Source organism: Lentilactobacillus sp. TOM.63 (genome assembly GCF_030361045.1).
GTDB classification, from domain to species: Bacteria; Bacillota; Bacilli; order Lactobacillales; family Lactobacillaceae; genus Lentilactobacillus; species Lentilactobacillus dabitei.
Genome location: NZ_JAUCAP010000007.1, coordinates 39938 through 62470, shown reverse-complemented (window position 1 = coordinate 62470; position 22533 = coordinate 39938). Strand labels below are relative to the sequence as shown.

26 protein-coding genes are annotated in these 22533 nt (G+C 43.6%); 8 read left to right on the top strand and 18 right to left on the bottom strand.

What is annotated here, in order from left to right:
• A partial coding sequence (locus QUF07_RS02575; protein ID WP_289426739.1) for an Ldh family oxidoreductase occupies positions 1-470 on the top strand: 470 nt, incomplete at its 5' end.
• A gap of 107 nt (positions 471-577) precedes the next feature.
• The gene (locus tag QUF07_RS02570) at positions 578-1219 is read left to right on the top strand and encodes an NAD(P)H-binding protein (RefSeq protein WP_217163120.1); all 642 of its coding nucleotides are present in this window, start codon (positions 578-580) and stop codon (positions 1217-1219) included.
• Between the two features lie 166 nt (positions 1220-1385).
• Here the strand turns inward: QUF07_RS02570 and ahpC are convergent, their stop codons facing one another.
• The 4 genes from ahpC to QUF07_RS02550 all read right to left on the bottom strand — a co-directional run bounded on the left by ahpC (position 1386) and on the right by QUF07_RS02550 (position 3558).
• Positions 1386-1949 (bottom strand): alkyl hydroperoxide reductase subunit C, encoded by a 564-nt coding sequence (gene ahpC, locus QUF07_RS02565; protein ID WP_217163118.1) that lies wholly within the window; start codon positions 1947-1949, stop codon positions 1386-1388.
• A gap of 110 nt (positions 1950-2059) precedes the next feature.
• Positions 2060-2380, bottom strand: a complete 321-nt coding sequence (locus QUF07_RS02560; protein WP_054747726.1) for a carboxymuconolactone decarboxylase family protein — start codon at positions 2378-2380, stop codon at positions 2060-2062.
• Positions 2381-2382: 2 nt separating this feature from the next.
• Positions 2383-2799, bottom strand: a complete 417-nt coding sequence (locus QUF07_RS02555; protein WP_289426738.1) for a cupin domain-containing protein — start codon at positions 2797-2799, stop codon at positions 2383-2385.
• A gap of 15 nt (positions 2800-2814) precedes the next feature.
• Positions 2815-3558, bottom strand: a complete 744-nt coding sequence (locus QUF07_RS02550) for an SDR family oxidoreductase (RefSeq protein WP_289426737.1) — start codon at positions 3556-3558, stop codon at positions 2815-2817.
• 109 nt (positions 3559-3667) lie between these two features.
• Between QUF07_RS02550 and QUF07_RS02545 the strand changes: the two genes are divergently transcribed.
• Both QUF07_RS02545 and QUF07_RS02540 read left to right on the top strand, forming a co-directional pair.
• On the top strand, positions 3668-4105 hold the full coding sequence (locus QUF07_RS02545; protein ID WP_217341814.1) for a MerR family transcriptional regulator: 438 nt from the start codon (positions 3668-3670) through the stop codon (positions 4103-4105).
• A gap of 95 nt (positions 4106-4200) precedes the next feature.
• Positions 4201-4638, top strand: a complete 438-nt coding sequence (locus QUF07_RS02540) for a MerR family transcriptional regulator (protein WP_217163111.1) — start codon at positions 4201-4203, stop codon at positions 4636-4638.
• A 245-nt stretch (positions 4639-4883) separates the two neighbouring features.
• On the opposite strand, the gene QUF07_RS02535 is transcribed toward QUF07_RS02540, so the two are convergent.
• From QUF07_RS02535 to QUF07_RS02510, 6 genes are all read right to left on the bottom strand, one after another.
• Positions 4884-5030 (bottom strand): hypothetical protein, encoded by a 147-nt coding sequence (locus tag QUF07_RS02535; protein WP_217163109.1) that lies wholly within the window; start codon positions 5028-5030, stop codon positions 4884-4886.
• Between the two features lie 4 nt (positions 5031-5034).
• Complete coding sequence (locus QUF07_RS02530) at positions 5035-5385, bottom strand: hypothetical protein (protein WP_054747737.1); 351 nt, start codon at positions 5383-5385, stop codon at positions 5035-5037.
• A complete protein-coding gene (locus QUF07_RS02525) occupies positions 5375-5620 on the bottom strand; it encodes a helix-turn-helix transcriptional regulator (RefSeq protein ID WP_054747739.1) in 246 nt (81 codons plus the stop codon). Before QUF07_RS02525 ends, QUF07_RS02530 begins: the two co-directional genes overlap by 11 nt.
• Before the next feature lie 137 nt (positions 5621-5757).
• Positions 5758-6942, bottom strand: coding sequence for an SAM-dependent methyltransferase (locus QUF07_RS02520; protein ID WP_217163107.1), 1185 nt, complete (start codon positions 6940-6942; stop codon positions 5758-5760).
• 221 nt (positions 6943-7163) lie between these two features.
• Positions 7164-7400 carry a cytochrome b5 domain-containing protein gene (locus QUF07_RS02515; protein ID WP_217163105.1) on the bottom strand — a complete coding sequence of 79 codons (237 nt, stop codon included), beginning with the start codon at positions 7398-7400 and terminating at the stop codon, positions 7164-7166.
• Positions 7401-7472: 72 nt separating this feature from the next.
• Positions 7473-7922 carry a MerR family transcriptional regulator gene (locus QUF07_RS02510; RefSeq protein WP_289426736.1) on the bottom strand — a complete coding sequence of 150 codons (450 nt, stop codon included), beginning with the start codon at positions 7920-7922 and terminating at the stop codon, positions 7473-7475.
• Positions 7923-8149: 227 nt separating this feature from the next.
• On the opposite strand from QUF07_RS02510, the gene QUF07_RS02505 reads away from it, so the two are divergent.
• On the top strand, positions 8150-9622 hold the full coding sequence (locus tag QUF07_RS02505) for an MDR family MFS transporter (protein WP_217163101.1): 1473 nt from the start codon (positions 8150-8152) through the stop codon (positions 9620-9622).
• Positions 9622-10341, top strand: coding sequence for a DUF4811 domain-containing protein (locus QUF07_RS02500; protein ID WP_217163099.1), 720 nt, complete (start codon positions 9622-9624; stop codon positions 10339-10341). The genes QUF07_RS02505 and QUF07_RS02500 overlap by 1 nt, the downstream gene beginning before the upstream one ends.
• 102 nt (positions 10342-10443) lie before the next feature.
• Here the strand turns inward: QUF07_RS02500 and QUF07_RS02495 are convergent, their stop codons facing one another.
• Positions 10444-11412 (bottom strand): aldo/keto reductase family protein, encoded by a 969-nt coding sequence (locus QUF07_RS02495; RefSeq protein ID WP_217163097.1) that lies wholly within the window; start codon positions 11410-11412, stop codon positions 10444-10446.
• Positions 11413-11524: 112 nt separating this feature from the next.
• Here QUF07_RS02495 and QUF07_RS02490 point away from each other — a divergent pair, with 112 nt between their 5' ends.
• The gene (locus QUF07_RS02490; RefSeq protein ID WP_217163095.1) at positions 11525-11941 is read left to right on the top strand and encodes a MerR family transcriptional regulator; all 417 of its coding nucleotides are present in this window, start codon (positions 11525-11527) and stop codon (positions 11939-11941) included.
• Positions 11942-12051: 110 nt separating this feature from the next.
• On the opposite strand, the gene QUF07_RS02485 is transcribed toward QUF07_RS02490, so the two are convergent.
• Positions 12052-12636, bottom strand: coding sequence for a peptidylprolyl isomerase (locus QUF07_RS02485; protein ID WP_289426735.1), 585 nt, complete (start codon positions 12634-12636; stop codon positions 12052-12054).
• A 156-nt stretch (positions 12637-12792) separates the two neighbouring features.
• Between QUF07_RS02485 and QUF07_RS02480 the strand changes: the two genes are divergently transcribed.
• On the top strand, positions 12793-14043 hold the full coding sequence (locus QUF07_RS02480) for an MFS transporter (RefSeq protein WP_217163090.1): 1251 nt from the start codon (positions 12793-12795) through the stop codon (positions 14041-14043).
• A gap of 284 nt (positions 14044-14327) precedes the next feature.
• Here QUF07_RS02480 and QUF07_RS02475 read toward each other — a convergent pair whose 3' ends face one another.
• The 6 genes from QUF07_RS02475 to QUF07_RS02450 form a co-directional block, all read right to left on the bottom strand.
• Complete coding sequence (locus QUF07_RS02475) at positions 14328-16568, bottom strand: heavy metal translocating P-type ATPase (protein WP_289426734.1); 2241 nt, start codon at positions 16566-16568, stop codon at positions 14328-14330.
• Complete coding sequence (locus QUF07_RS02470; protein ID WP_289426733.1) at positions 16558-17013, bottom strand: CopY/TcrY family copper transport repressor; 456 nt, start codon at positions 17011-17013, stop codon at positions 16558-16560. The genes QUF07_RS02475 and QUF07_RS02470 overlap by 11 nt, the downstream gene beginning before the upstream one ends.
• A 187-nt stretch (positions 17014-17200) precedes the next feature.
• The gene (locus QUF07_RS02465) at positions 17201-17695 is read right to left on the bottom strand and encodes a GNAT family N-acetyltransferase (protein WP_217163084.1); all 495 of its coding nucleotides are present in this window, start codon (positions 17693-17695) and stop codon (positions 17201-17203) included.
• Positions 17696-17846: 151 nt separating this feature from the next.
• Positions 17847-18677: a hypothetical protein gene (locus QUF07_RS02460; RefSeq protein ID WP_289426732.1), complete on the bottom strand. Its 831-nt coding sequence runs from the start codon at positions 18675-18677 to the stop codon at positions 17847-17849.
• 29 nt (positions 18678-18706) lie between these two features.
• The gene (locus QUF07_RS02455) at positions 18707-19630 is read right to left on the bottom strand and encodes a GH25 family lysozyme (RefSeq protein WP_217163080.1); all 924 of its coding nucleotides are present in this window, start codon (positions 19628-19630) and stop codon (positions 18707-18709) included.
• Positions 19631-19983: 353 nt separating this feature from the next.
• The gene (locus QUF07_RS02450; RefSeq protein ID WP_289426731.1) at positions 19984-22518 is read right to left on the bottom strand and encodes a M1 family metallopeptidase; all 2535 of its coding nucleotides are present in this window, start codon (positions 22516-22518) and stop codon (positions 19984-19986) included.
• Positions 22519-22533: the final 15 nt, after the last annotated feature.

Here is a 22533-nt window from a genome sequence, read left to right as displayed (position 1 = left end):
TGGTCACCGATGCGCAAAAAGTGGAAGACAATTTGGCCAAAGTTGCCTTCACGGAAGATGAGCCTGGCGGCGGAGTCTTAACCCTTGGCGGTCTGCTTGAACAAAATTCCAACTACAAAGGTTTTGGTAACTCCTTAGTGGTTGAATTATTGACCGGAATTTTGGCTCAGGGGTCGATCTCTGCTGATACGAATAAGCCAGGTCGACATGACTTCAGTCAGTTCTTCTTAACCATTAATCCGGCGTTATTTGGTGAGCTTGATGATCTCAAGCAACGGGCTTCTAAGATGTTTGATCGGATTCGCCATCTTAAGCACGTTTCCGGGACTCATATCATGATCCCCGGTGATCGTGAGTATAAGCATTATGACGAAAATCTCAAACAAGGCGTTGTGATTGATGATAAGACCGCCAAGGAGCTTGAAACAATTGGCAAGCAAGCCGGTGTTGCCGTTCCCCCAGCAATCTAGTTCTGATTGGTATCTCCACTTATGACTAACTCTACAAAATGCTTTTCTGCAACCAAAAGCGTTATAGTAGTTGTGGTACCAACAAAATGATTTGAGGAGGTATTCAATTGAAAACTGTTCTGATTTTGGGAGCTGCCGGTCAAATTTCAAGTTATTTGATTCCAGCCCTCTTACAACAAACTAATTTTAACTTAAAACTGTATGCTCGCAATGCCAATAATCGGATTAAAGTGACTGATCCGAGCAGAGAAATTGTCATTGATGGCGACTTCAACGATAAAGCTACCTTGGATCGAGCCATGGATGGGGTTGACGCAGTGTATCTAAACGAAATGCGTGATCTTGATTCCGTTAAAAATATTGTGGCGGCAATGGATGCCAACCACGTCCGTCAATTTATCGGGGCCACCGTCCTTGGAATTGAAGATGAGGTCAAAGGCGCCTTTGGTCAGTGGAATACCAGTATGATTGAAAGCTCAATCACCAAGCGGATTAAAACCGCCAAAGTCATTAAGAATTCTGATCTCACTTATACGTTGCTGCGGTTAGCTTGGCTTTATAATAAAGACGGTAACACCAACTATGAGTTAACTGACAGCGACCAGCCATTTGGTGGTACCCAAGTGACCCGTCAGGCTGTTGCCCAACTAATTGTTAACATTTTGCAGGATGAATCACGCAAGTACGCCCGCAAGAGCTTGGGTGTTAACGAGCCGAATACAAATTGGGATAAACCGTCGTTTTATTAATTTGATGAAATTAGGCCGAACGGTAACTTGATCCCAGAATTTAAGTAAAAAAAGTAATGCATTCCGGTTTTGGAATGCATTACTTTTTGGCTTAAATGGCAAGGATCAGTCACATTTAGCTGGTATTATTTCTAGGAAACTGAAGCGCAAATTTAAAGCGTTTAAGTTAAATCTTACCGACTAATTTAGTTCCCGGCTGCAACGTTTTTTCACCTGGCTTCCAATTTGCTGGGCAAACCCGATCGCCGTGTTCAGCGACAAATTGAGCGGCTTCTAAAGTCCGGAGCACTTCCTGGGCATTGCGACCGATGCCCATATCGTTGATCGTGTACGACCGAATGGTACCTTGGGGATCAATGATGAAGACCCCTCGGTAGGCTTGACCAGCATCCTCATCAAGAACGTCAAAGAACCGGGCTAGCTTACCAGCTGGATCTGCCAACATTGGGTACTGGACTTTACCAACCTCTTCACTTTGTTCATGCCAGGCTTGGTGAACAAATTCCGTATCTTCAGAAACGGAATAAATTTCTGCGCCAGCTTTTTTAAACGCCGCGTAATTATCAGCTAAATCGCCTAACTCAGTTGGACAAACAAATGAAAAATCAGCGGGATAAAAGAACATAATCGACCAATGCCCTAATAGGTCCTGCTTGGCAACTGGTTTGACTTCACCATTCTGAAAAGCATTTACTTTGAAATCATCAATTTCTTTACCGATAAAGTTCATATGCGTCTCCTCCAATGATTATCATTTACAACCTGTATCCAGTTTAAAATATTTCGGAGAAGTTTTCAATAATGATTCTAAGATAATATTAATTCTAACTTAAAAGCGGACTAATCTGTAAAGATTTTCTTGGCAATTCCAAATGCCGACCAAGCCTTGGGCCACCCGGCATAGAATGCCAAGTGAGTGATTAATTCAACCATCTCATCTTTGGTCACGCCATTTTGTTTGGCCATCTTCATATGAGCTTCTAACTGTGGGAACAAGCCCTGTGACATCAGGCTGGCACAGGTGATCATGCTCCGGTCGCGAGCGGATAGTTTGGATTCTCGGGACCAAACCTCGCCAAATAAAACATCGTCATTTAATTCCGCAAACTTGGGAGCAAAATCACCCAAATTATCGCGACCAGCTGTTTGTTTTTTTGCCATTGTTATTTGACCTCCAATTTGTCATATTGTTCATCTAAAACTGGCTCTAACCATTCCGGAGTTCCCGCAGTAATTGCAATGTGGGAGAACCAGCTATCCTTGGTGGCACCATGCCAGTGTTTAACACCATCGTGGGTGACGATAACATCGCCTGGGACTAGGTGCTGGGCTGGCTTTCCTTCCTCCTGGTACCAGCCTTCACCGCCAGTGACCAATAAAATCTGAAAGCCATCGTGGTGAATGTGCCAGTTATTCCGGCAGCCAGGTTCAAAAGTGACGTTCACCACCCCCACATTAACATCAGGATCATTCACCAATCCCTGTAAATAACTCTGGCCAACAAAATACTTTGCATAGGCATCATTCTTCGGCCCAGCTGGAAAAATAATCCCATTCTTAACATTTTCATTTTTTGCCATGATTCATTTCTCCTTTTATGCTTGTTTAGTTGGGTAAACCGTAAACTCATTTACGTTAACGTCTTCTGGCTGATCAATCGCAAAGTTCACCACTCGGGCAACCGCTTGCGGACTAATGCCAACCGAGTTATACAGACTGTCCATCCCCGCTCTCGTCTTTTCATCAGTGATTGTGTGAAGCAACTCCGTATTGATAGCAGCCGGATACAACGTCGCGGTCCGAATGTTGGTCCCCTCTTGGGCACTTTCCATTCGAATCACTTCCATCAAATTACGAACGGCAAACTTGGTTGCGCCATAAACGCCGGCGCCAGGAAAGCTCTTAATCCCGGCAACTGAGGAAGCCGTGATAATTTGACCATGCTTTTGGCTGGTGAAATCAGGCATTACTGCGGCTACCCCGTTTAGAACCCCTTTCAAGTTAATATCGATCATTGCGTTCCACTCATCGACATGGAGCGCGCTGATTGGCGAACTCGGCATGATCCCCGCATTGTTAAAAATGACATCCACTCGGCCAAATTGATTCTTTGCCAACTGAACCAATGCTTTAACTTCTGCCGGCTTGGTCACATCGGTTGATCGATAGGTGGCCTGACCGCCAGCCTTAATGATTTGATCAGCAATCTCCTTTATTCTTTCCGTTCGGCGGGCACCCAATACTAACTTGGCTCCATTTTTAGCGAGCAACTTTGCGGATGCTTCCCCAATTCCAGAGGATGCCCCGGTAATAATGACAACTTTACTTTCAACACTCATATAGCCATCTCCTCAAATTAATTTCAAGTTTTTCTTTACAAACGTCACCTTACAACTTAAAGTGGACTTTAAGTCAATAACTAATTTTAACAAGAATTGAGGAATTTAAATGCCAGCACTCAAAACTGAATCAAGTTATCCAATTGGCAAATTTGCTGATCTCGTTGATCTCACCGCACCAACAATTCGTTACTATGAGAGCCAAGGCCTCTTGAAGGCTAGACGAAACGACAGTGGCCGGCGTTATTTCACTGAAGCGGATATCAAATGGGTCAAGTTCCTACTGCATTTAAAAGGAACTGGCATGAGCATCAACGACCTCAAGCAATACGTCACTTGGCGCGCTATGGGCGACGAGACCATCCCTAATCGGTTGGCACTGTTGGAAAATACTCAAGCTGATTTCATGAAGAAATACCGCGAAGTCCAACACCATTTGGAAATTTTGAATGACAAAATCAACTGGTACAAACAAAAAGAAACCGGCAAAACGGATAGTCAGGAACCCTTTGCCGATTATTTAAACCGGATGGGCCACGAGGAATAAAGCGACCGTTAATATTTTGCTTTACAAACGCTTTCATTCAACTTAAAGTATAGTTATAAATAACTTCTTGTTTTAAAAGGATTGGAGATAGCACGATGGCAGAAACCGATTCAGAACATAGATATACCCTTAGTGAATTTTCACGAATTGTTGATCTGCCCATCCCGACAATTCATGCTTATGAACGCCAACGAGTTATCAAGGCCCATAGCAGCGAAGGCAGCCGGAGAATTTTCACCGATGCCGACGTTGACTGGGTCAAGTGTTTAGTTCATTTAAAGGCCGCTGGAATGAGCCTGCAAGATATTCAAGAATACGTTGCCTGGCAGGACTTGGGTGACGACACGATCCCTAATCGCGTGTCCTTATTGGAGCGAACCCGTGACGAATTTGTTCGTAAAAATCAGCGAATTCTTCAACACTTGCAAGTGGTCAATGATCGCATTGCTTGGTATGAGGCGAAAGAATCTGGCGAGCCAAGCGGCAATGAACCGTTTGCGCAGTACGTCAAGGAACGCGGCCACACAGAATAGGTAATCACTAGATTGTGGCTGATAAACAACCTTCAGAAATTCGACATCAAAAAGGAGTCCAGGACATATATTAATTTTCAATCGATGATTATTCACATAGATCACCATAGCCACTTAGATAAAAGCTGCGCCAAATGGCTGATCCCTGCCATTTAATAAAAATGACCAACTATTCCAAAGTCAGGAATAATTGGTCATTTTCGTTAAATTCTGGGATCAAAACGCCTGTTGTCCCTGTCTCCTAACTACTCATACAATATCATGGCACCCACATAACCAAACCCAACGGCAAATTTGACACTGACGACTTTTTTATCATGGTTGGCCAAGAAACGGTTCACTTTCTTATCCAAGCTATTTTGGCCCATCGCAGTAAACGTTTTGCTTTTCATGTGATTACCTCATTTCTTTTCGATACTTTGCATACATATAAACGGCCGCGGCGATCATCGCAAACGCGTATTTATACAGCTTGAATTGATTAACCAAATACGTTGACGGAAACACAATCTCACAAACCAGAATCACAACCAATGCCCACGACATTGCTTTCAAGTATGTCTTGGAAGTTCGCTCATCCGATTCACCTAGCCGTCTTACCAATATCCATACCATGACGAAAGATAATACGAGGAGAATCATTCCGGTGCCAACCAATATATTAAAGTTGTCGCTGTCCTTTTCCGCCCATAATTTAATTGGATAAAAAATCCAGGCTGGAATATCTGAAAGTGATTTAACGTCCATCGGAACCATCTCCTTCTACATAAGTAAAAATATCAGTAATCGGGACCTTAAAATAGTGAGCGATCCGAAATGCCAACTTGAGTGACGGTGAATAATGACCCTTTTCCATGACTAAAATTGTTTGCTTACTGACACCAACTGCATCTGCCAAGTCCTTTTGAGACATGTGACTGAGAACCCTGAATTCATATACTTTGTTCATAATCTGATCATCATCAAACTTCTTTTTACTCATTTGCATCACCTCACCTCACAAGAATAGCCTACAACTATATTTTCTAAAAGTAAAGTATTATTTGCCATAAATAAAATTTAGTTAATAAAAAGACGGCTACATTCTACATGCAGTTGCCTTTTTATTGAAAGATTAATTTAATCCTGTTCCTTTTGATAAACGTATTGACGAGTCATTGGCAACCCAGTTCCACTCGGTGCATTCGTCAGCAAATACTGCATAACGTCAATGTTACCTGCTTCAAATGAAGCCGCGCTGGCTTGCAGGTACAGCGACCACATTCTTGAGAACGGCACACCATACTTGGCTTGTACTTTATCAAGAACCTTCATGTAATTGGCATACCAAATTTCAAGGGTCTTTTGATAATGACGACGAAGTGGTTCCAAATCTGTTAACTGAAGACCGGCATCCATTACGTGAGTCAAATTCTCAGCCATGTTTGGAATATAGCCACCGTGGAAAATATACTTATTCAAGAAAGGATCAACCCCGGCCCCAACGTGTTGTCCGGTAATCCCGTGGATCAATGCCCGCCCATCTGGTTCCAAGAAATCCTTGACCTTCTTGAAGTACAACCCAAGGTTCTCCTTACCAACATGTTCAAACATGCCAACCGAGGTCACATAATCAAACTTTTCGTTGACTTCACGGTAGTCTTCCAACAAGACGTCAACTTTACCTTCCAAATGGCGCTTGGCAATTTGTTCCTTAGTGAAATCATATTGCTCTTGACTAAGGGTAATCCCAGTTGCGTGAAGATCAAATTCTTCAGCAGCCATGAACAATAAGGTTCCCCAACCACTACCGATGTCTAATAAACGCTTGCCGGCAACCGGATTGAGCTTATGCAAAATATGACGGTCCTTATTGATCTGAGCCTGTTCCAACGTATCGTCATCATGCTCAAAGTAAGCACATGAATAAGTCATTGATTTATCCAACCACATCTGATAAAAATCATTGCCAATATCATAGTGGCTTTGAATATCTTTTTCACTTTCCTTTTCAGAATGGGAAATCTTTGGTAAATGTTTTAAAAATGGGTTGTTGGTCAAAAAACTACCCGACTGACGGAAAGCTGAGGCAACCAGTTCCTGAATGCTGCCATCGATTTCAATGTCGCCGTTCATGTATGCTTCAGCGAGGACTAAAGTTGGCTTTGACGTCATTTCTTTAATTGGAATTTCTTTTTTAATTTCAATTTTTGCTTTGGGATCGCCGTCACCATATGTTTCAGTCTTACCATTCCAATAAGTAACTGAAACCGGAATGTCGAACGCATGACTCAATAATTCCCTGTAAACCGTTTTCTCTAACATCAAATAAACCTCCACGAATTATGATAATAAGTCCAGTGTAACGCTTATAGGGGTTATAAAAGCAACCCCAAATTGAAAATTAATTTCAATTTTTTTGTTCTGAGTCGTCCATGTCGCGGTCAATTTCCAACAGGCAACCAGACACTCAGCAGCGTACTGATCCTGCCACAATAAAAGCCTGCCGATCATAGCAGACTTTTCAAGCAGTCATTAGAACTGGGTTAACCGATGTATTTGCCGACAGCAGTTAACTTATCGAGAACAGTCCGTTTATGGGGCGTGTGATCAATCACAACACTCAAATCTTGACCGGCCAGCTTGCCGTGGTGCCGGCCGTTCGCCCACTGATCGACATTGGTCAGATCATACACAATCCCGTCAATTGCAACATAAGCCTTGTTACCATCTTTGCCGTCAAATTGCGCTAGTTGAGCCTTTGTAAAGGTTGTTTCAGCCATATCGTAGCCTCCTTATCACGTTCAAATATTTCCTTTAACTATACAACCTAATCCTTAAATATTTCAAGCAGTTTATGCTTCTTTATCTGGCAAATCGACCAGCTTAAATTGAGTGCCGCCATCATAAATAACCGCGTATAGCAATTTATCCTTATCCTCATCAAAGGGGCCGAGATTGATTGCCTGATGGCCGTCATAGGTCGCAACATCTTCAAACCGGTCAAAAATAATCTTGCGGACTAACTTCAAGACGTTGTTTTTTGCCTCAGCTTTTTCTGCAGCCACTGCTAATGTGTAGCCTTGGTCCAAGAACAACTTGATCTGATAGGCCTTGATTAACATGCTATAACTAAATTTACGATTCTGATTTTTACCCTGTTTACTTTCAATGTAGCCCTTGCGCTCCCAGTAACGTAGCTTGGTTTGAGAAATCCCGGTTGCCCGGGAAACATCCCCTAAGCCCATGTACCAGGCATTATCTTTGACAATTTCGGCTAATTTTTGTTTGAATTCTTTATCCACTTAAATTCCTCGTTTCTAATCATCGAGACTGTGTAATTGGTTTCATTGGCTCTAGATGGGCATTCTTATTATTAGATTCTCTATAACCCACCGTCTATTCATTAACATTAAGTATATATTCTTGAATATCGTTGTCAAGATAGTTGACAATTGTTGTGAATAATCTTATATTAGTCAGGAATCGTTTTTTGAAGAAATCTAATTTGAAGTGAAGAAGGTAATCAATCGTGGCAAATTCAGTAGACGAAAATGGCAAGCCATATAATCGTGGAATAATGATTGTGGTCATTTTAATTGGTACGTTTTGTACTATTTTGAACCAGACCATTCTTTCGACGGCATTTCCTACTATTATGAAGGCCTTTGATGTGTCGACATCAACCGTTCAGTGGTTGACCACTGGCTTCATGATGGTTAACGGGATTATGATCCCAATTAGTGCTTGGTTAAGCACAAGATTCAATTCTAAAATACTCTATATAAGTGCGATGACAACGTTCTTCATTGGAACTATCGTCTGTTACACCGCACCAAACTTTGGAATGCTCCTGACTGGCCGTTTGATTCAAGCATTGGGTGTGGGGGTTACCATGCCATTACTCCAGACCATTATGCTGTCAATCTTTCCGCCTGACAAACGAGGAACTGCCATGGGCCTTGCCGGAATCGTCATCGGCTTAGCCCCAGCCATTGGCCCAACTCTTTCTGGATGGGTCATTGACAACTGGACTTGGCGAGATCTTTTCGGCATGATTCTGCCATTACTAGTAATCGTTATTTTGGCCAGTTTTTTCTTTGTTAAGAGTGTACTGCCAACGAAGAAAGTTGGAACAGACATACTCTCAATCATCATGTCAACCGTTGGCTTTGGTAGCTTACTTTACGGGTTCTCATCAGTTGGTGAGGACGGCTGGGGCAGCGCAACAGTTATCAGTACCCTCGTGATCGGGGTTATCTTCATCATTGGTTTCATTTGGCGTCAATTAACCATGAAGAAACCCTTCTTGGAATTCCGAGTTTATCGGTCATTTCCATTCACCATTTCTGCCATCTTAAGTTCTGTTACAATGATGGCAATGGTTGGAGTTGAAATGGTCATCCCATTGTACCTGCAAATTGTTAAAGGCATGTCTGCGTTTGAATCCGGACTAACCCTCCTTGCTGGAGCCATTATGATGGGAATCATGAGCCCAATTACTGGCCGGGCTGTGGACCGGTTTGGTGCCAGACGGCTTTCGATCATCGGAATGTTCTTTCTAACCCTTGGCTCAATTCCATTTATCTACATTACAAAGAGTACGCCAACTATCTACATCGTGTTCTTCTACGCCGTTCGGATGTTCGGTATTTCAATGTCAATGATGCCGGCTACCACAGTTGGAATGAACTCCTTACCACTTAATCTACTGAGTCACGGAACTGCTGTTAACAACACGCAACGCCAAGTCGCTAGTTCAGTTGGAACCGCCGTGTTGATCAGTATCTTGACCAACGTAACGAAGAACAATATGCCTTCAAAGCACATGCTGACCACTAACCCATTGAATTACCAGACCCATGCCATTAACGCGACATTAAGTGGTTACCATGCAGCATTCCTGATCTCATTGATCTTCTGTCTGCTTGCATTTATCACCGCGTTCTTCTTGAAAAACCGTGGTCACTCATCTGACTATACTAAAGCAGGAGGCGAAGATTAATGATATTAGCAACTTTAGTAATTAGTGTTGTTTTGGGCTTTGTCTTCTTCATTTACATTGAAAACAAGACTTGGAGCAATATCTTGACCGCCATCGCAATTATCGGGGCGGTTCTGTCAACCTTTTACATTATCAAAAACGACCATGATCATTACGGAATGAAACAAGCCACCGAACAAACGGCTCAGCCAATTTATTCCGTTGGCAAGTCAAAGCAAATGCAAATGGTCTTATATCAACCAATTGGCACTGCCGATAAGAAAAAGGTTTATATCTACCAAAAATCGGCGGATGCTAAGAAAAAATCCCACACCCGAGCAAAAGATGACACCACCAACAAAGTGGTTCGCATTAACGGCGAATCCAAGATGGTGACTCAAACCACTCATTGGAAATACAAAAATAAAGCTGCCAAGTTATGGTTTGGAATTGCCGATGAAGGCAATAAACTAGTCAAGCAACACAATACCTTGTATATCAACAAGGACTGGCTCGTACTTTCGACTACCCAAGCTAAAGCCCTGCAGAAGAAGATGGCTGATAAGTCTTATCAAGCCCAATTGAAAACTGCTGGAAAAGCCTTCGTCACCAAACAAGTGATGGCGGCCATGCAAAAGAACCCAAGGATGTCTGCTGCCGACCGCGCAAAGCTGGTTAAGCAAGCGACTGCTGAGTTCCAAGCCCAAGCAGTTAAGAAGTTAATTGCGTCCTTGAAGTAATTCAGTTTACTAGCCTCAAAAAAGCGTTCCATAAAATCCAGATTGGATTTATGGAACGCTTGTTATTGTCCAGCCACTAAAAGTTAATGTTTACTAAGCTGCTTAACCAATTTTTCGGGAAAACTTTTTGAATCCAAATAATCGATCAATTCTTGGATAATATTCAGCCGGAATATCTAAATCAATCGCCTTCAAGTTGTTCTCAAGCTGACTTGGCTTGCTGGCACCCGTGATTAAGCTGGAAATTCTTGGATCTCTCAACGTCCAGGCTAATGCAAATGTTGCCAAATCTGTATTGAGCTCGCCGGCCATCTGGACTAAGACTTCAACCTTATCTAAATTATCTTCAGTCAAGAGTGCTTTGATCTGATCCTGGTAAGTTGCCCGCGAACCAGCAGGAATTTGGTGGCCCTTACGATATTTGCCGGTCAACAATCCTTGAGACAATGGTGAGAATGGCACAACACCAAGGCCTAATTTGCCACAAACATCCAACAATTCATGTTCAATATATCGATCAAACATATTATATTGCGGCTGAACCACGGACATTGGGTGGAGTCCCCGCTCTTGAATGATCAATTGGGCTTCCAAGATTTGGACTGGCCGCCATTCGCTGACGCCATAATACAGAATTTTACCTTGATCCACCAGGTCGCTTAATGCCTGTAATGTTTCTGCCAATGGTGTTTCAGGATCAAATCGGTGACAGAAGTAGAGATCTAAATAATCTGTCTGCATATTTTTCAGCGATGTGTCAATTGATTCCATAATGTGCTTTCTGGATAACCCGCGATCGTTGATTCCCTCACCGGTTGGGAAAAAGACTTTACTGGATAAGACAAGCTCTTTGCGAGGGAATTGTTGAAGCGTTTTGCCGAGAAATCGTTCGGCAGCCCCGCCACTGTATGCATCGGCACAGTCAAAGAAATTAATCCCATGTTCATATGCCAAGTTGATACTTTGAGCAGCTAACTCCTGCTTATCTGGTTCGCTGACATCAGTCATCCAGCTCCCCAATGCCAATTCACTTACCCGCAAGCCTTGCTTACTTAAATGTCGGTATTTCATATGATTGGTTCCTCCTAATAGTTGAAATAAGGCATCGTTTAAATTCCTTATTTACTTTACTCTAGCACCTCAAGTATACTTGAGGTAAAGTTAAATATTTCGGAGGCATTTAATGACCACTTACACCATCGCGGAAGTTTCAAAGAAATACGATTTGCCCATCTCAACACTGCGTTACTACGAAGAAATCGGGCTGCTTCCCCACGTTGCCAGAAATGGCAAAAACCGCCTGTACAACCAAGCGAATTTGGATCGGTTGGCGGCAATTTGCTGCTTCAAGGATACCGGAATGCCACTCAAAGAACTCCAGACACTCTTTAAATATGAGGACCAAGACCATGATTTAGATGAAGTGATTGATCTGCTCCAAACCCATTGCAACCGGGTGGCAGATCAGCTCGTCCTCCTTAAAGAAAATCAACGCCATATTCGGCGAAAGCTTCAATACTACACCGATATCCGGAGTGCCCAGGTGAACCATCAACCGCATCCAGATTGGGATGATTATCCATTAAGTCGGTTTGAGTGAATCTGCGATAACTAAAGCGTATCAAAAAGCAGTGGCCCCAATGACGAATTGTTTGTCAATCGTCGGGGCTACTGCTTTTTAAGCTGACCATGATTAATCAGCCTTTTTAATTATTTTTCAATCGTCACTGTTTCCATCGTAACCGCTTCTTTAGGCTTATCGGAGCCGTTTCGGTCAACCTGACTAATTTCCTTGACGACATCCATGCCGTCAATCACTTGGCCAAACACCGTATGCCTGAAATCAAGCCAAGGGGTGCCACCATTTTGATAAGCTTCAATAATTTCTTCTGGGTAACCAGCCGTCTTCATTTGCTGAACCATGCCATCGTCAACATGCTCGTTGGTCACAATAAAAAATTGGCTGCCATTAGTATCCGGACCGGCATTGGCCATCGACAAAGCACCGTTGATATTAAACAGTTCTGGTGAAAATTCATCAGCGAAGTCGCCGCCAAAACTGCTTTCACCACCGGCACCAGTTCCAGTTGGATCGCCGCCTTGGATCATAAAGTCTGGAATTACGCGATGGAAAGTAACCCCATCGTAGTAACCCTTTTCAGCTAAGGCAACAAAGTTCTCCACCGTTTTGGGAGCTTGCTCAGGGAATAACTGAATCACAATATCGCCATGGTTGGTTTTAATGGTTGCTTTGGGGCCATTTGCGTGTGCCAAATCTAGTTGAGGTAAGGTCATTATTTATTTTCTCCTTTATTATGCATCATCACTACTGCAAAAGCGTATCATATCCCGAGAGGAAAGTCAGGTAAATACAGCTAATTATTAACACTTTTTGCTTTGAATACGTTAGAATTGACTTGTACAAATTTTCACGAAGACGGGGTAACAGACATGAAAGTCTCTCAAGAACATTGGCGTCGAAATATTTATCTATTTCTGATCAGTCAATTTCTAACCGGAATTACCAGTATGATCGTCCAATACGCAATCATTTGGTATTTAACCAAAAAAACCGGGTCGGCTACGGTACTGAGTATTGCTACCATTTTAGGGATGCTGCCGATGGTCATTCTCAGCCCTTTTGTAGGCCCAATGGTCGATCGCTGGAATAAGAAGGGGTTATTGATCTTTCCGGATGTATTTGCAGCCTGTTTTGCTATTATTCTTTCAGTATCTGGAACGGTCTTTCACGTTTTCCCACTGTGGCTGATTTTTATTTCGCTACTCATGCGGTCATGCGCCCAAACCTTCCAGATGCCAACGATTCAATCCGTAATGCCGACAATGGTGCCAGACAAGGAATTGACCAGAATGAACGGCCAGCTCGGAATGGTTCAGTCCGCCAACATGATTATTGCACCGGCTTTGGGGGCCTTCCTATTCGCCCTGATTCCAATCGAGTACCTCATCTTATTGGATGTCTTAGGTGCCATCATCGGGATTTGCATTTTAACCTTTGTTCAGATTCCAAATAACGAAAAAATCGATCAGCCGATGCACGTCCTGCACAATACCAAACTTGGCATCAAGCAGTTGACCAGCAATAAGGGGCTTTGGTCTATTACCCTAATTGGGGCTGTCTTCACCTTGACCTATATGCCGGCTGCCAGCATGTACCCACTCATGACAATGAAATACTTTCAGGGAACGGTCAGCCAAGCCGGCTTGATTGAAGCCATTTATTCAAGCGGAATGTTTATCGGTGGGGCCATCATCGGGATTTTTGGTAAATGGAAAAACCGGATGAAGCCCGTGATTATTGCTTTCTTTTTGGTTGGTATCCCCACCGGAATTAGTGGCATCCTGCCAGGCAACCAAACCGGCTTTGTTTGGTTTGCGGTCTTAAACATCGTCGAAGGCATTGCCACACCATTCTTCACGACACTCCTCATGGCAATGATTCAACAAAGCTATCCGCCTAAGGAACTTGGTCGGGTCTTGGGGGTTCTCAACTCGTTACTCAACTTGGCTGGGCCGATTGGGCTCATCTTTGCCGGCCCACTTGCCGACGTCATTGGAATTGAACGGCTGTTTATTATCGCCGGTATCGGTTCGGCGATCTGCGGCTTAGTGGCACTGCTGATGCCATTAACGCGGCAATACGATATTCGGTTGCATGAAAAGTTAGCCGAAAAAGAATAGGCTGTAAAAAAGTGGTGGCTCTCCTCCCGACTTCAGTTGTTGAGTTGGGAGGTGGGCTACCACTTTTTTCTCTGATATTGTTTGGTGATTAAGTTATTCCTAATGTGAGGTTAGAGGGAGAAATGGCGTTGGTTATTGCCTCTGTTTTTAATCGTTTGGATCACTTTACTAGGACAGCTCCTCAAAGCAGTAACCTGCACGTAAGCACCTCTAAGAAAAATCCCCAAACCCGGGATTTCTCTTAGAGGAGACTTACGCTCCGGTTACTAACCGCTTTGATCCGCTTACTCATTTTTTATCTTCTCACCCGTCAAGCCCATTGCATTAATCGCCACAATGACCGTTGACATCGCCATCACCGCTGCTCCAACTGCTGGATCGAGGATAATGCCGATAAATGATAAGACACCGGCAGCCAGCGGAATTGCAATAAGGTTATAGCCAGCTCCCCACCACAAGTTTTGGACCATCTTGCGATTGGTAATTTTGGCCAAATCCAAGAAATGTAGAATGTCACTTGGTTCTGATTTAACCAAGATCACGTCTGCTGAATCAATTGCGACATCCGTTCCGGCACCAATTGCGACACCAATGTTTGCCGCTGCTAAACTAGGGGCATCGTTCACCCCATCACCAACCATGATGACATGATTGCCCTTTGCTTGATACTCAGCCACAATCTTTTGCTTATCATTGGGTAACAGACCTGCGTGAAATTCTTTTAATCCAAGTAAACCAGCCACGTGTTCAGCGGCTTTTTGATTATCACCGGTTAACATCACCGGAGTAATTCCCCGCTTTTGCAAACCACTGATTAACTCTTTAGCCCCAGCCTTAATGGTATCGCCCTCAGCAACCATTCCCTGGACTTGTTTATCTTGAAGAAGGAAACTGACTGAGTTACCTTTTGCGGCCCACTCATCAGCAACTCCTTGATCAAATTGAATGCCCTGTTTCGTCAGATAGTTGCCGTTAACAATCATATATTGGTGACCGTTGATTTCACCAGCAATACCCACGCCGGGAATATTTTGAGACGCTTGAGCTGCTTCAACTTTAATCCCTTTTGCCTGAGCTGCGGCGATAATTGCCTGGGCAAGCGGATGAGTTGAATTGCTTTCAAGAGCTGCCAACCGCGTCAGCAACGTCTGTTCGTCAACATCTTTACTCGGGACCAAAGCATTCACGGTAAATTGACCTTCAGTCAAAGTTCCCGTCTTATCCAGAAGAACGTGGCTGACATGTTGGCTGGCTTCAATGGCTTGCCGATTGCGAACCAGCAGACCGTTTTGAGCACCAATTGAAGTCGAACGCGAAACGACCAGCGGAATTGCCAACCCTAAAGCGTGGGGGCAGGCAATCACGAAAACCGTCACCATAATCGTCATTGCAGTTGCCAAACTTTGTGGTAACCAAGCAAAGAAAGCAATGATTCCAACGCCAAAAGCAGCGTAGAACAGGTATTTGGCCACTAGATCAGCCTTATCTTCACCTTTTGATTTGGAATGTTGGGCATTTTGAACCATCTTCATGACTTGAGAGAGATACCCGGAATCCCCGGTACCACTGATTTTAACCGTCAGCGTACCGTTATTATTAGTCGCTCCGCCAATGACCTTGTCGCCAACATTCTTGGTAACGGCAGCTGATTCACCAGTCACCAAGGCTTCGTTCACTGTGGATTGACCATCAGTGATAACTCCGTCAGCAGGGATACTTTCTCCAGAGCGAACTTGAAATGACTGGCCAACTTGTAAATCGGCCACGGCAACGTCTTTAGTCTCACCGGTTTCAGTGACCAGATGAGCTGTCTTAGGTAGCAAGGCCGCCATCTTTTGTAAGGCGTCACCGGCACCCATCAAAGCATTCATTTCAATCCAGTGCCCTAACAACATGATTAAGATTAGCGTCGCCAATTCAAATGAAAAATCCATCACGTGGTTCGCTGGATTCAAGAAATTGTTAGCCACAAATGCGTACAAACTATAAAAGTACGAAACCGAGATTCCAAGGGTAACCAGCGTCATCATTTCAGGTGACTTATCCTTGATCTCGGCAACTGCGCCCTTCAAGAACGGCATCCCACCATAGAAATAGAGTGCTGAATCAAACAACACAATCACAATACCAACAGCCAGCGGGGCATTCAAATTAATAATTGAAATATTTAAGCCCATGATGGGTGCCAACAATAAGACTGGAATTGCCAAAACAACCGAAATCCAGAACTTAACCTTCAAGTTCCCCATGTGCATCATGGAGCCACCGTGCATCATGGAGCCACCGTGCATCATCACGTCACCACCGGCCATATCCATATTATCCGACATATCCATATGGCCATGATCCATCCCGCTCATGTTCATGCTCCCATGATCCATTTTCATCTGATGGTCCGTTGAACTTATCCCGTGATCCATCTTCATACCGTCATGGTTCATCGATTGCATACCGTTCATCTTTTGGTGATCATTTTTTATATCATCCATCTTCATCTGGTCCATATTATTTTCCTTATTGGCCATGTTCCTCAACCTCCTCACACATATGATGGCCCGGCAAACAGTTGCACTGCACCTGTTCAGGGGCTGTTTTTGCTTTTTCCGTTAAAATAGCTTGCAGTTCAGCGATATCTGCCTGGGAAAGCTCCCTGGTTTTGATAACGCCGGCAATTGTGGACCCAGCCCGCATTGCACACATATGATCAAACAGATCTGTCGCTGCTGCGGCCATGGACCCTTTCTCGCCCACAATTGGTTTAAAAACGAACGGTCGACTCGTTCCGCTCTGGGCAACGGCCCCTTTATTAATCAGCCGATGCAATAAGGTCTTTGTCGTCGAATCTGACCAGCCTTGTAGTTGATTCATCGCGTCAATCAGCTCCCGGCTTGTGGTTTTCCCCATTGTCCAAATTGCTCTCATAACTTCCCATTCTGAGTCTGTGATAGTTTCGTTCTTTGCGTCTTTCATTTTGGGGTCTCCTCTGCGTTATCCTTTAAATTTACATCTGTCACCTTTCAACAATTCAAGTTTACATCTGTCACTTATTTAATGCAAATTTTTCTACCGATCAATGGTTATTCTGGGCAATAAAAAAAGCGCTCATTGATTGTCATGAACGCTCTTTCAACTTTTAACCGATAACCGATTTAATGATTTAAAAATGCTTCCCTAGAATATCCAAACTTCGGCGTTGACCGTCCATGATCGCAACATCTGGCAGGTGTCCCCAAGTTTCAAAGCCATTTTTCTTAAACAACTTCTGGCTCGGTGCGTTGTGGGTGAAGATAAAGGCGACCAACGCATCCAAGCCTAAACGGGCCAGTTGACCAGTAACATAATCAATTGCTTGTTGGCCAATCCCATGGTGCCGGTACCTTTCATCAATATAGATACTGATCTCCGCCGTTCGGTGGTATGCCGGCCTGCCGTAAAAGGATTCCAGCCCAACCCAGCCCGCAATTTGATTATTCTCTTTGATGACCCAGATTGGGCGATTATCGAGGTTAAAATCATCAAACCAAGCCTGTTTTGAAGCAACCGATACCGGCTCCAAGTCAGCAGTTGCCAGCCGGCTGGGAATCGTTTCGTTATAAATTGCAACGATCGTGGGTAAGTCCGTTGGTCGCGCGTTCTCAAATTTGATTGTCATTAAACCACCTCATGTTTTTAGCTACCTCAATAGTCTAAGTCAGCCGGTCTAGTTACACAAGCGTTTCAGTATAAAAAAGGCTGCCGTTCAACCCCCTATTGAGGATTTAAGCAACAGCCCAGATATAACAGATTATGGTTAACTTTTATGGTTATTTCATGCTAGCGGCCATCTTAATTGCCGTGGTTGGATCAGTTGTTTTTAAACGATAAACCACATTACCCGACTGCCAATTAATTAATTGAGAAGAATCCCCAACATTGAATTTGACAACTCCCTGACTCTTTGGGGCCGGTAAGGCATAATTTTCAAACATTGAAACACTGTTAACCGCTAACTTCTTAGGAGTGGTGTTGTTCACTGGACTTCCGTGCACGCTGATCGACCAATTCCCTTCATTCCAGGAAATATATTGTTGGCCGGCTCCACCTTGGGTATGACCAACAATTGAATGGCCCAAGTCGACCTTTGGCAAGCCCTTAATTTCTGATGCACTCGTATAATCGATGTGGCTTTGAGCTTCGCTGTTAGAAGCATAGGTTCGCTTGCTTAAAACAGCGTATGGGGTCTCACCTTTGATGCTGGCATCATTTACGGCCAGGGCATCGTCTCCCAAACTGTAATAAACCGTATTATTAGCTGAATCGCCAGAGTATTTAATATGCACATTCTTGGAACCGGTGCCAACGCCGGAATTCTGCGGCAACAACGTATTCGATAATTTTTCTGAGAGGTCTTGGGTTAATGAAGAAAAATCATATGCTTGCTGACTCGTCCCTGATTGACCGGAAGCAGATGCAGCATTTGAGGTTTGACTGGAACTACTGGATTGAGAAACGGAACTGCTGCTAGATTTAGCACTCGAATTTTGCATATCCGTTTTTGATTCATTATTCGATGATTGTTTGCTTGAGTTACTGTTACTGCAGCCTACCAACAGTAAACTGAGTAAAAGCACGCCACCTATTTTATAAACTTTCATTGTTGACCTCCACTAAATGGAATTTTGAATTATTGAACGTAGTTTTTGTTAGCAGTAAAGTAACGACCATCTGCAGTTTCAAAATAGTATGAGCCGGTGGATCGTTGATGGATCGCACTTACAGATACCTTGGTACCAGCATTAACCGTCACAACCCGGTTGGCTTTCTTAAAGCTAGTTGAGTCATAAAGATAAATCTTCTGAGTGGTTGTGACACTTGGAACGACATCCGTAAAGTACGTTGGTTGTGCGGCTGATTCAGATTGCTGGCCGCCGATCCACCAGGTGATTGGCTTGCTGGAATTAAGAATCGTGCTGGCATCAACCGACTCCTTAAGGGCTGGCACATATTTTTTATTCGTATATTGCCAAAGATCAGTCTGAATGGTCGGCTTAGAGGAATAGTTCGCAATCCACTGAGCATCAAAATTTTTCCGGGCAGTATTAGCATGGGCTGTGGCAAATGATTGATAGGAATAGAAAACCAACTTCTTGCTGGTCAGGGAACGCATTTCATTATACCAGGCTGTGACCGCAGAATTTGTCGAACCTGAAGTAACATCATTTTCTTCGTAATCCAAGACATAGAATTTTGCGTTCTTGTTAGAATTTTGATAGAAAACTTTGGCTTCATTTTTAGCACTGGCCGCACTGGTGAACGTTGCGTAATCATACTCACCAAATGGAATCCCGTTTTTCACATATAAATTGGTGTTGCTGGTTGCATATTTGTCCTGGTAGTTTGCCCCATACTGGCGCCGGTTAATGATGAACGAAACTTGGTCTTTCAGTTTAGCCACTTGCGAGTTCGTCAATTTTCCCTGCCATTCAGAGATATCAGGAATAATTGTCGTACTTGCGGAAGCTTTCAGAGCTCCAAATAACGAAAATGAAAGCAAAATCGTTAAAATTGGCAATAAAAATAGTTGTATCTTTGATTTTCCAGTAATCATATAAAGCACCTCATACGTAAAAGTTATTTTCGATATGCAAAAAACGATTCGACTTGACGATCATTTCCGAGCGCATATCCAATAGGTAGTCGATTGAACACTCAACCAACATACGATAAAACATTGCCAGATACAATATGAGATGCTTACTTACAAAAAAATATTACATTTGTCAGGACTACGAGAACAGTCTAAGGGCACTTTCTTTGCAAAAATATTATGTTTTTGTAACAACAATTCATTTAACTTTTAAGGCATCACTTTGATCACTAAAATTGATTATTTAGTTAAAAAAGGCTGAAAATCTCAGTTCAACGAAGATCTTCATCCCTTTTCGATTAAAAATTAATGAATCATTTTACAACCTGGTTCACAGCTTGATTAACAGCATCTTTTTCATCATTCACAAGCGCAACCCGACTCTCAATGACGCTAATATCCATTTTAATCTCCCGAGTTAACCCTGGAGTTGGAATCTTGGGCTCGAAGAAAGCTTTAAACTCAGCCAAGCGTTGTGAGGTATGGAAGACGCTTGAAATGACCGTAATGTAAGTTCCAAATTCCATGTCACCACCAACTGTGTCTTCCAACCATTGCCAATCGGCACGAATCCAGTCCCAAGCGGCCTGCTCACCATCTTCATTAGCAAGGACGCCACGGAACCAAGCTCGTAAGTCCTGAGGCTTGATGGTGTCAGCATCTTTGAATTTCGTGATTAATTCAGCAATCAATCCAGAATCAGTTGTGCTGGTTAATGCTGCGCAAATGTCTTGCTTGTAACTTGCATCCGCGGTTTTGCGATAATCATCCAGAAGCTGATTAAATACCGCTTTGTTCCCAAAGTTCTTAACTTCATTGATCAAAACAAATACCCGAATTCCAGCTGGTAAGGCGGCCAATTTGCTTTGGTTAGCCTCAAACAGGCTGTGGGCTGAAGCAATTGCGGCAGCATTTTCAGCGTAAAGAGCAGCATTCAAAATATATGGCCGGGTTAATTGATCATTGTTTGATTCTCCTGATTTAGGCTCCCAACCCAAGCGCTCAAGTTGCGCTGCACTCAGCTGATTGAAGAATGCCTGTAGTTGGTGCTTTTCAGTCGACTTGGGGGCAACAAATTTCTTTAAATTGCCTGCAACTCGGTATAAAGCGGCATTCACAATATTTGAATGACTTCCTGCAAACCGTGGCAATAACGGCACGATATTAGCGTAAGAATTTTGACGACCGTCAGCCAGCAACCGCAAATCTTGCAATATTTGCAATTGAGAAATGGCATCCAACTGATCAACATGGCCCAAAATGTCCTTCATGAGGGTTTCATCGTATTGGATAATGAAGTGTGAGTTATTTCCCGCATTCAAGAAGAATGGCTTGCCGTTTTGTTCTCTTAACTGGTCATAATCACCGACAGTCACGGCTTTGTCGGCCATAATGTCAGGAACTTGATCGTAATTGCTGTTCAACGGAATCTGCCACTTGCGGTCTGCGTCTTTGCTTTCCCCAATAAAGAACTGTTGTTGGGTTAACGTCAGCTTGCCGTCAACGACTTTGGCAGTCACAACTGGATAACCAGGTTGCTCCAACCAAGAATTCATAATGGCGCCAACATCCATCCCAGAAGCATCCCCTAATGCTGACCACAAATCAGCACCAGTGGCGTTATGGAATTTATGAGCGGCAAAATAATTCTTCAAGCCCTTACGTAACGCGGCGTCGCCAACTAAAGCGCGGGCCATCACTAACATCCGCGCCCCTTTAGCGTAAACAATAGCGGCGTCAAAGATCGAATCAATTTCAGCCGGATTCTCCACCTGAACATGAACTGGCTGAACGCCGTCAGTCGCATCCCGCTGCAATGCGGCCGGAACATCTGATGTCTGGAAGACTTCCCAAATGTGCCAGTCAGGCTCGATGGCATCAATGGCAACGTATTCCATCATATTGGCAAAACTTTCGTTCAACCAGAGGTCATCCCACCACTTCATGGTTACCAAATCACCGAACCATTGATGGGCCAATTCGTGGGCGATGACTGTGGCAACCAGTTGCTTCATTTCAAACGAGGTATTCTTCGGATCAAGCAGTAAATAGGCTTCCCGGTAAGTGACTAAGCCCCAGTTTTCCATGGCGCCGGCAGAGAAATCAGGCAGGGCCAGCTGCCATGAATGTGGTAATGGATACGGGGTCTGATAGAAATCTTCATAGAATTCAATTGAGCGTTTGGCAATGTCCAAAGCAAAGTCCAGTTCATCGGTCTTGTGCGCCTTAGTTGCGAAAACGCCAACCCTAACCCCACTCTTAGTCGTAGTTTGCTTACTCTGCAGTTCACCAAAACCAAAGGCAATGAGGTAAGTGGACATCCGCATAGTTGTATCAAAATAGTGAACACCATTTTCAGTCTTAACTTCGGGCATGTTGCTGATAATGGTCTCGCCATCGTGTTCATCGTACTTGACCGCCAAGTTAAAGGTTGCTTTGGCTTCCGGCTCATCAACACATGGAAAGGCTTGGCGGGCAGCCGTCGTTTCAAACTGGGTGCCGATAATCTGCTTCTTAACGCCATCGACTTCGTAATAAGATGGGTAAATGCCCATCATAGTGTCGGTTAATTTAGCGCTAAAGTCGATGGTGATCGTCGTATCGCCGATTTTTGGAAGCTCGATTTGAATGGCTTCATTCTGATCATCAATCTTAAACGGCACAGCTTTGCCATCTGCCTGGACAGCTTGGATCTTTAAGAATTTCTGGTGAATCGAAATTGACTGTTGTTTTGCATGACCATTAATGGTTGATCGACCTGAAAATTGCTTCTTTTCCCGGTTGATATCCAAGTAGATATCGTAATGATCCGGTTGAAACTTTTCGTAGAAGTGAGTAAGTTCTGCCATGAGTTGCCTCCTAAA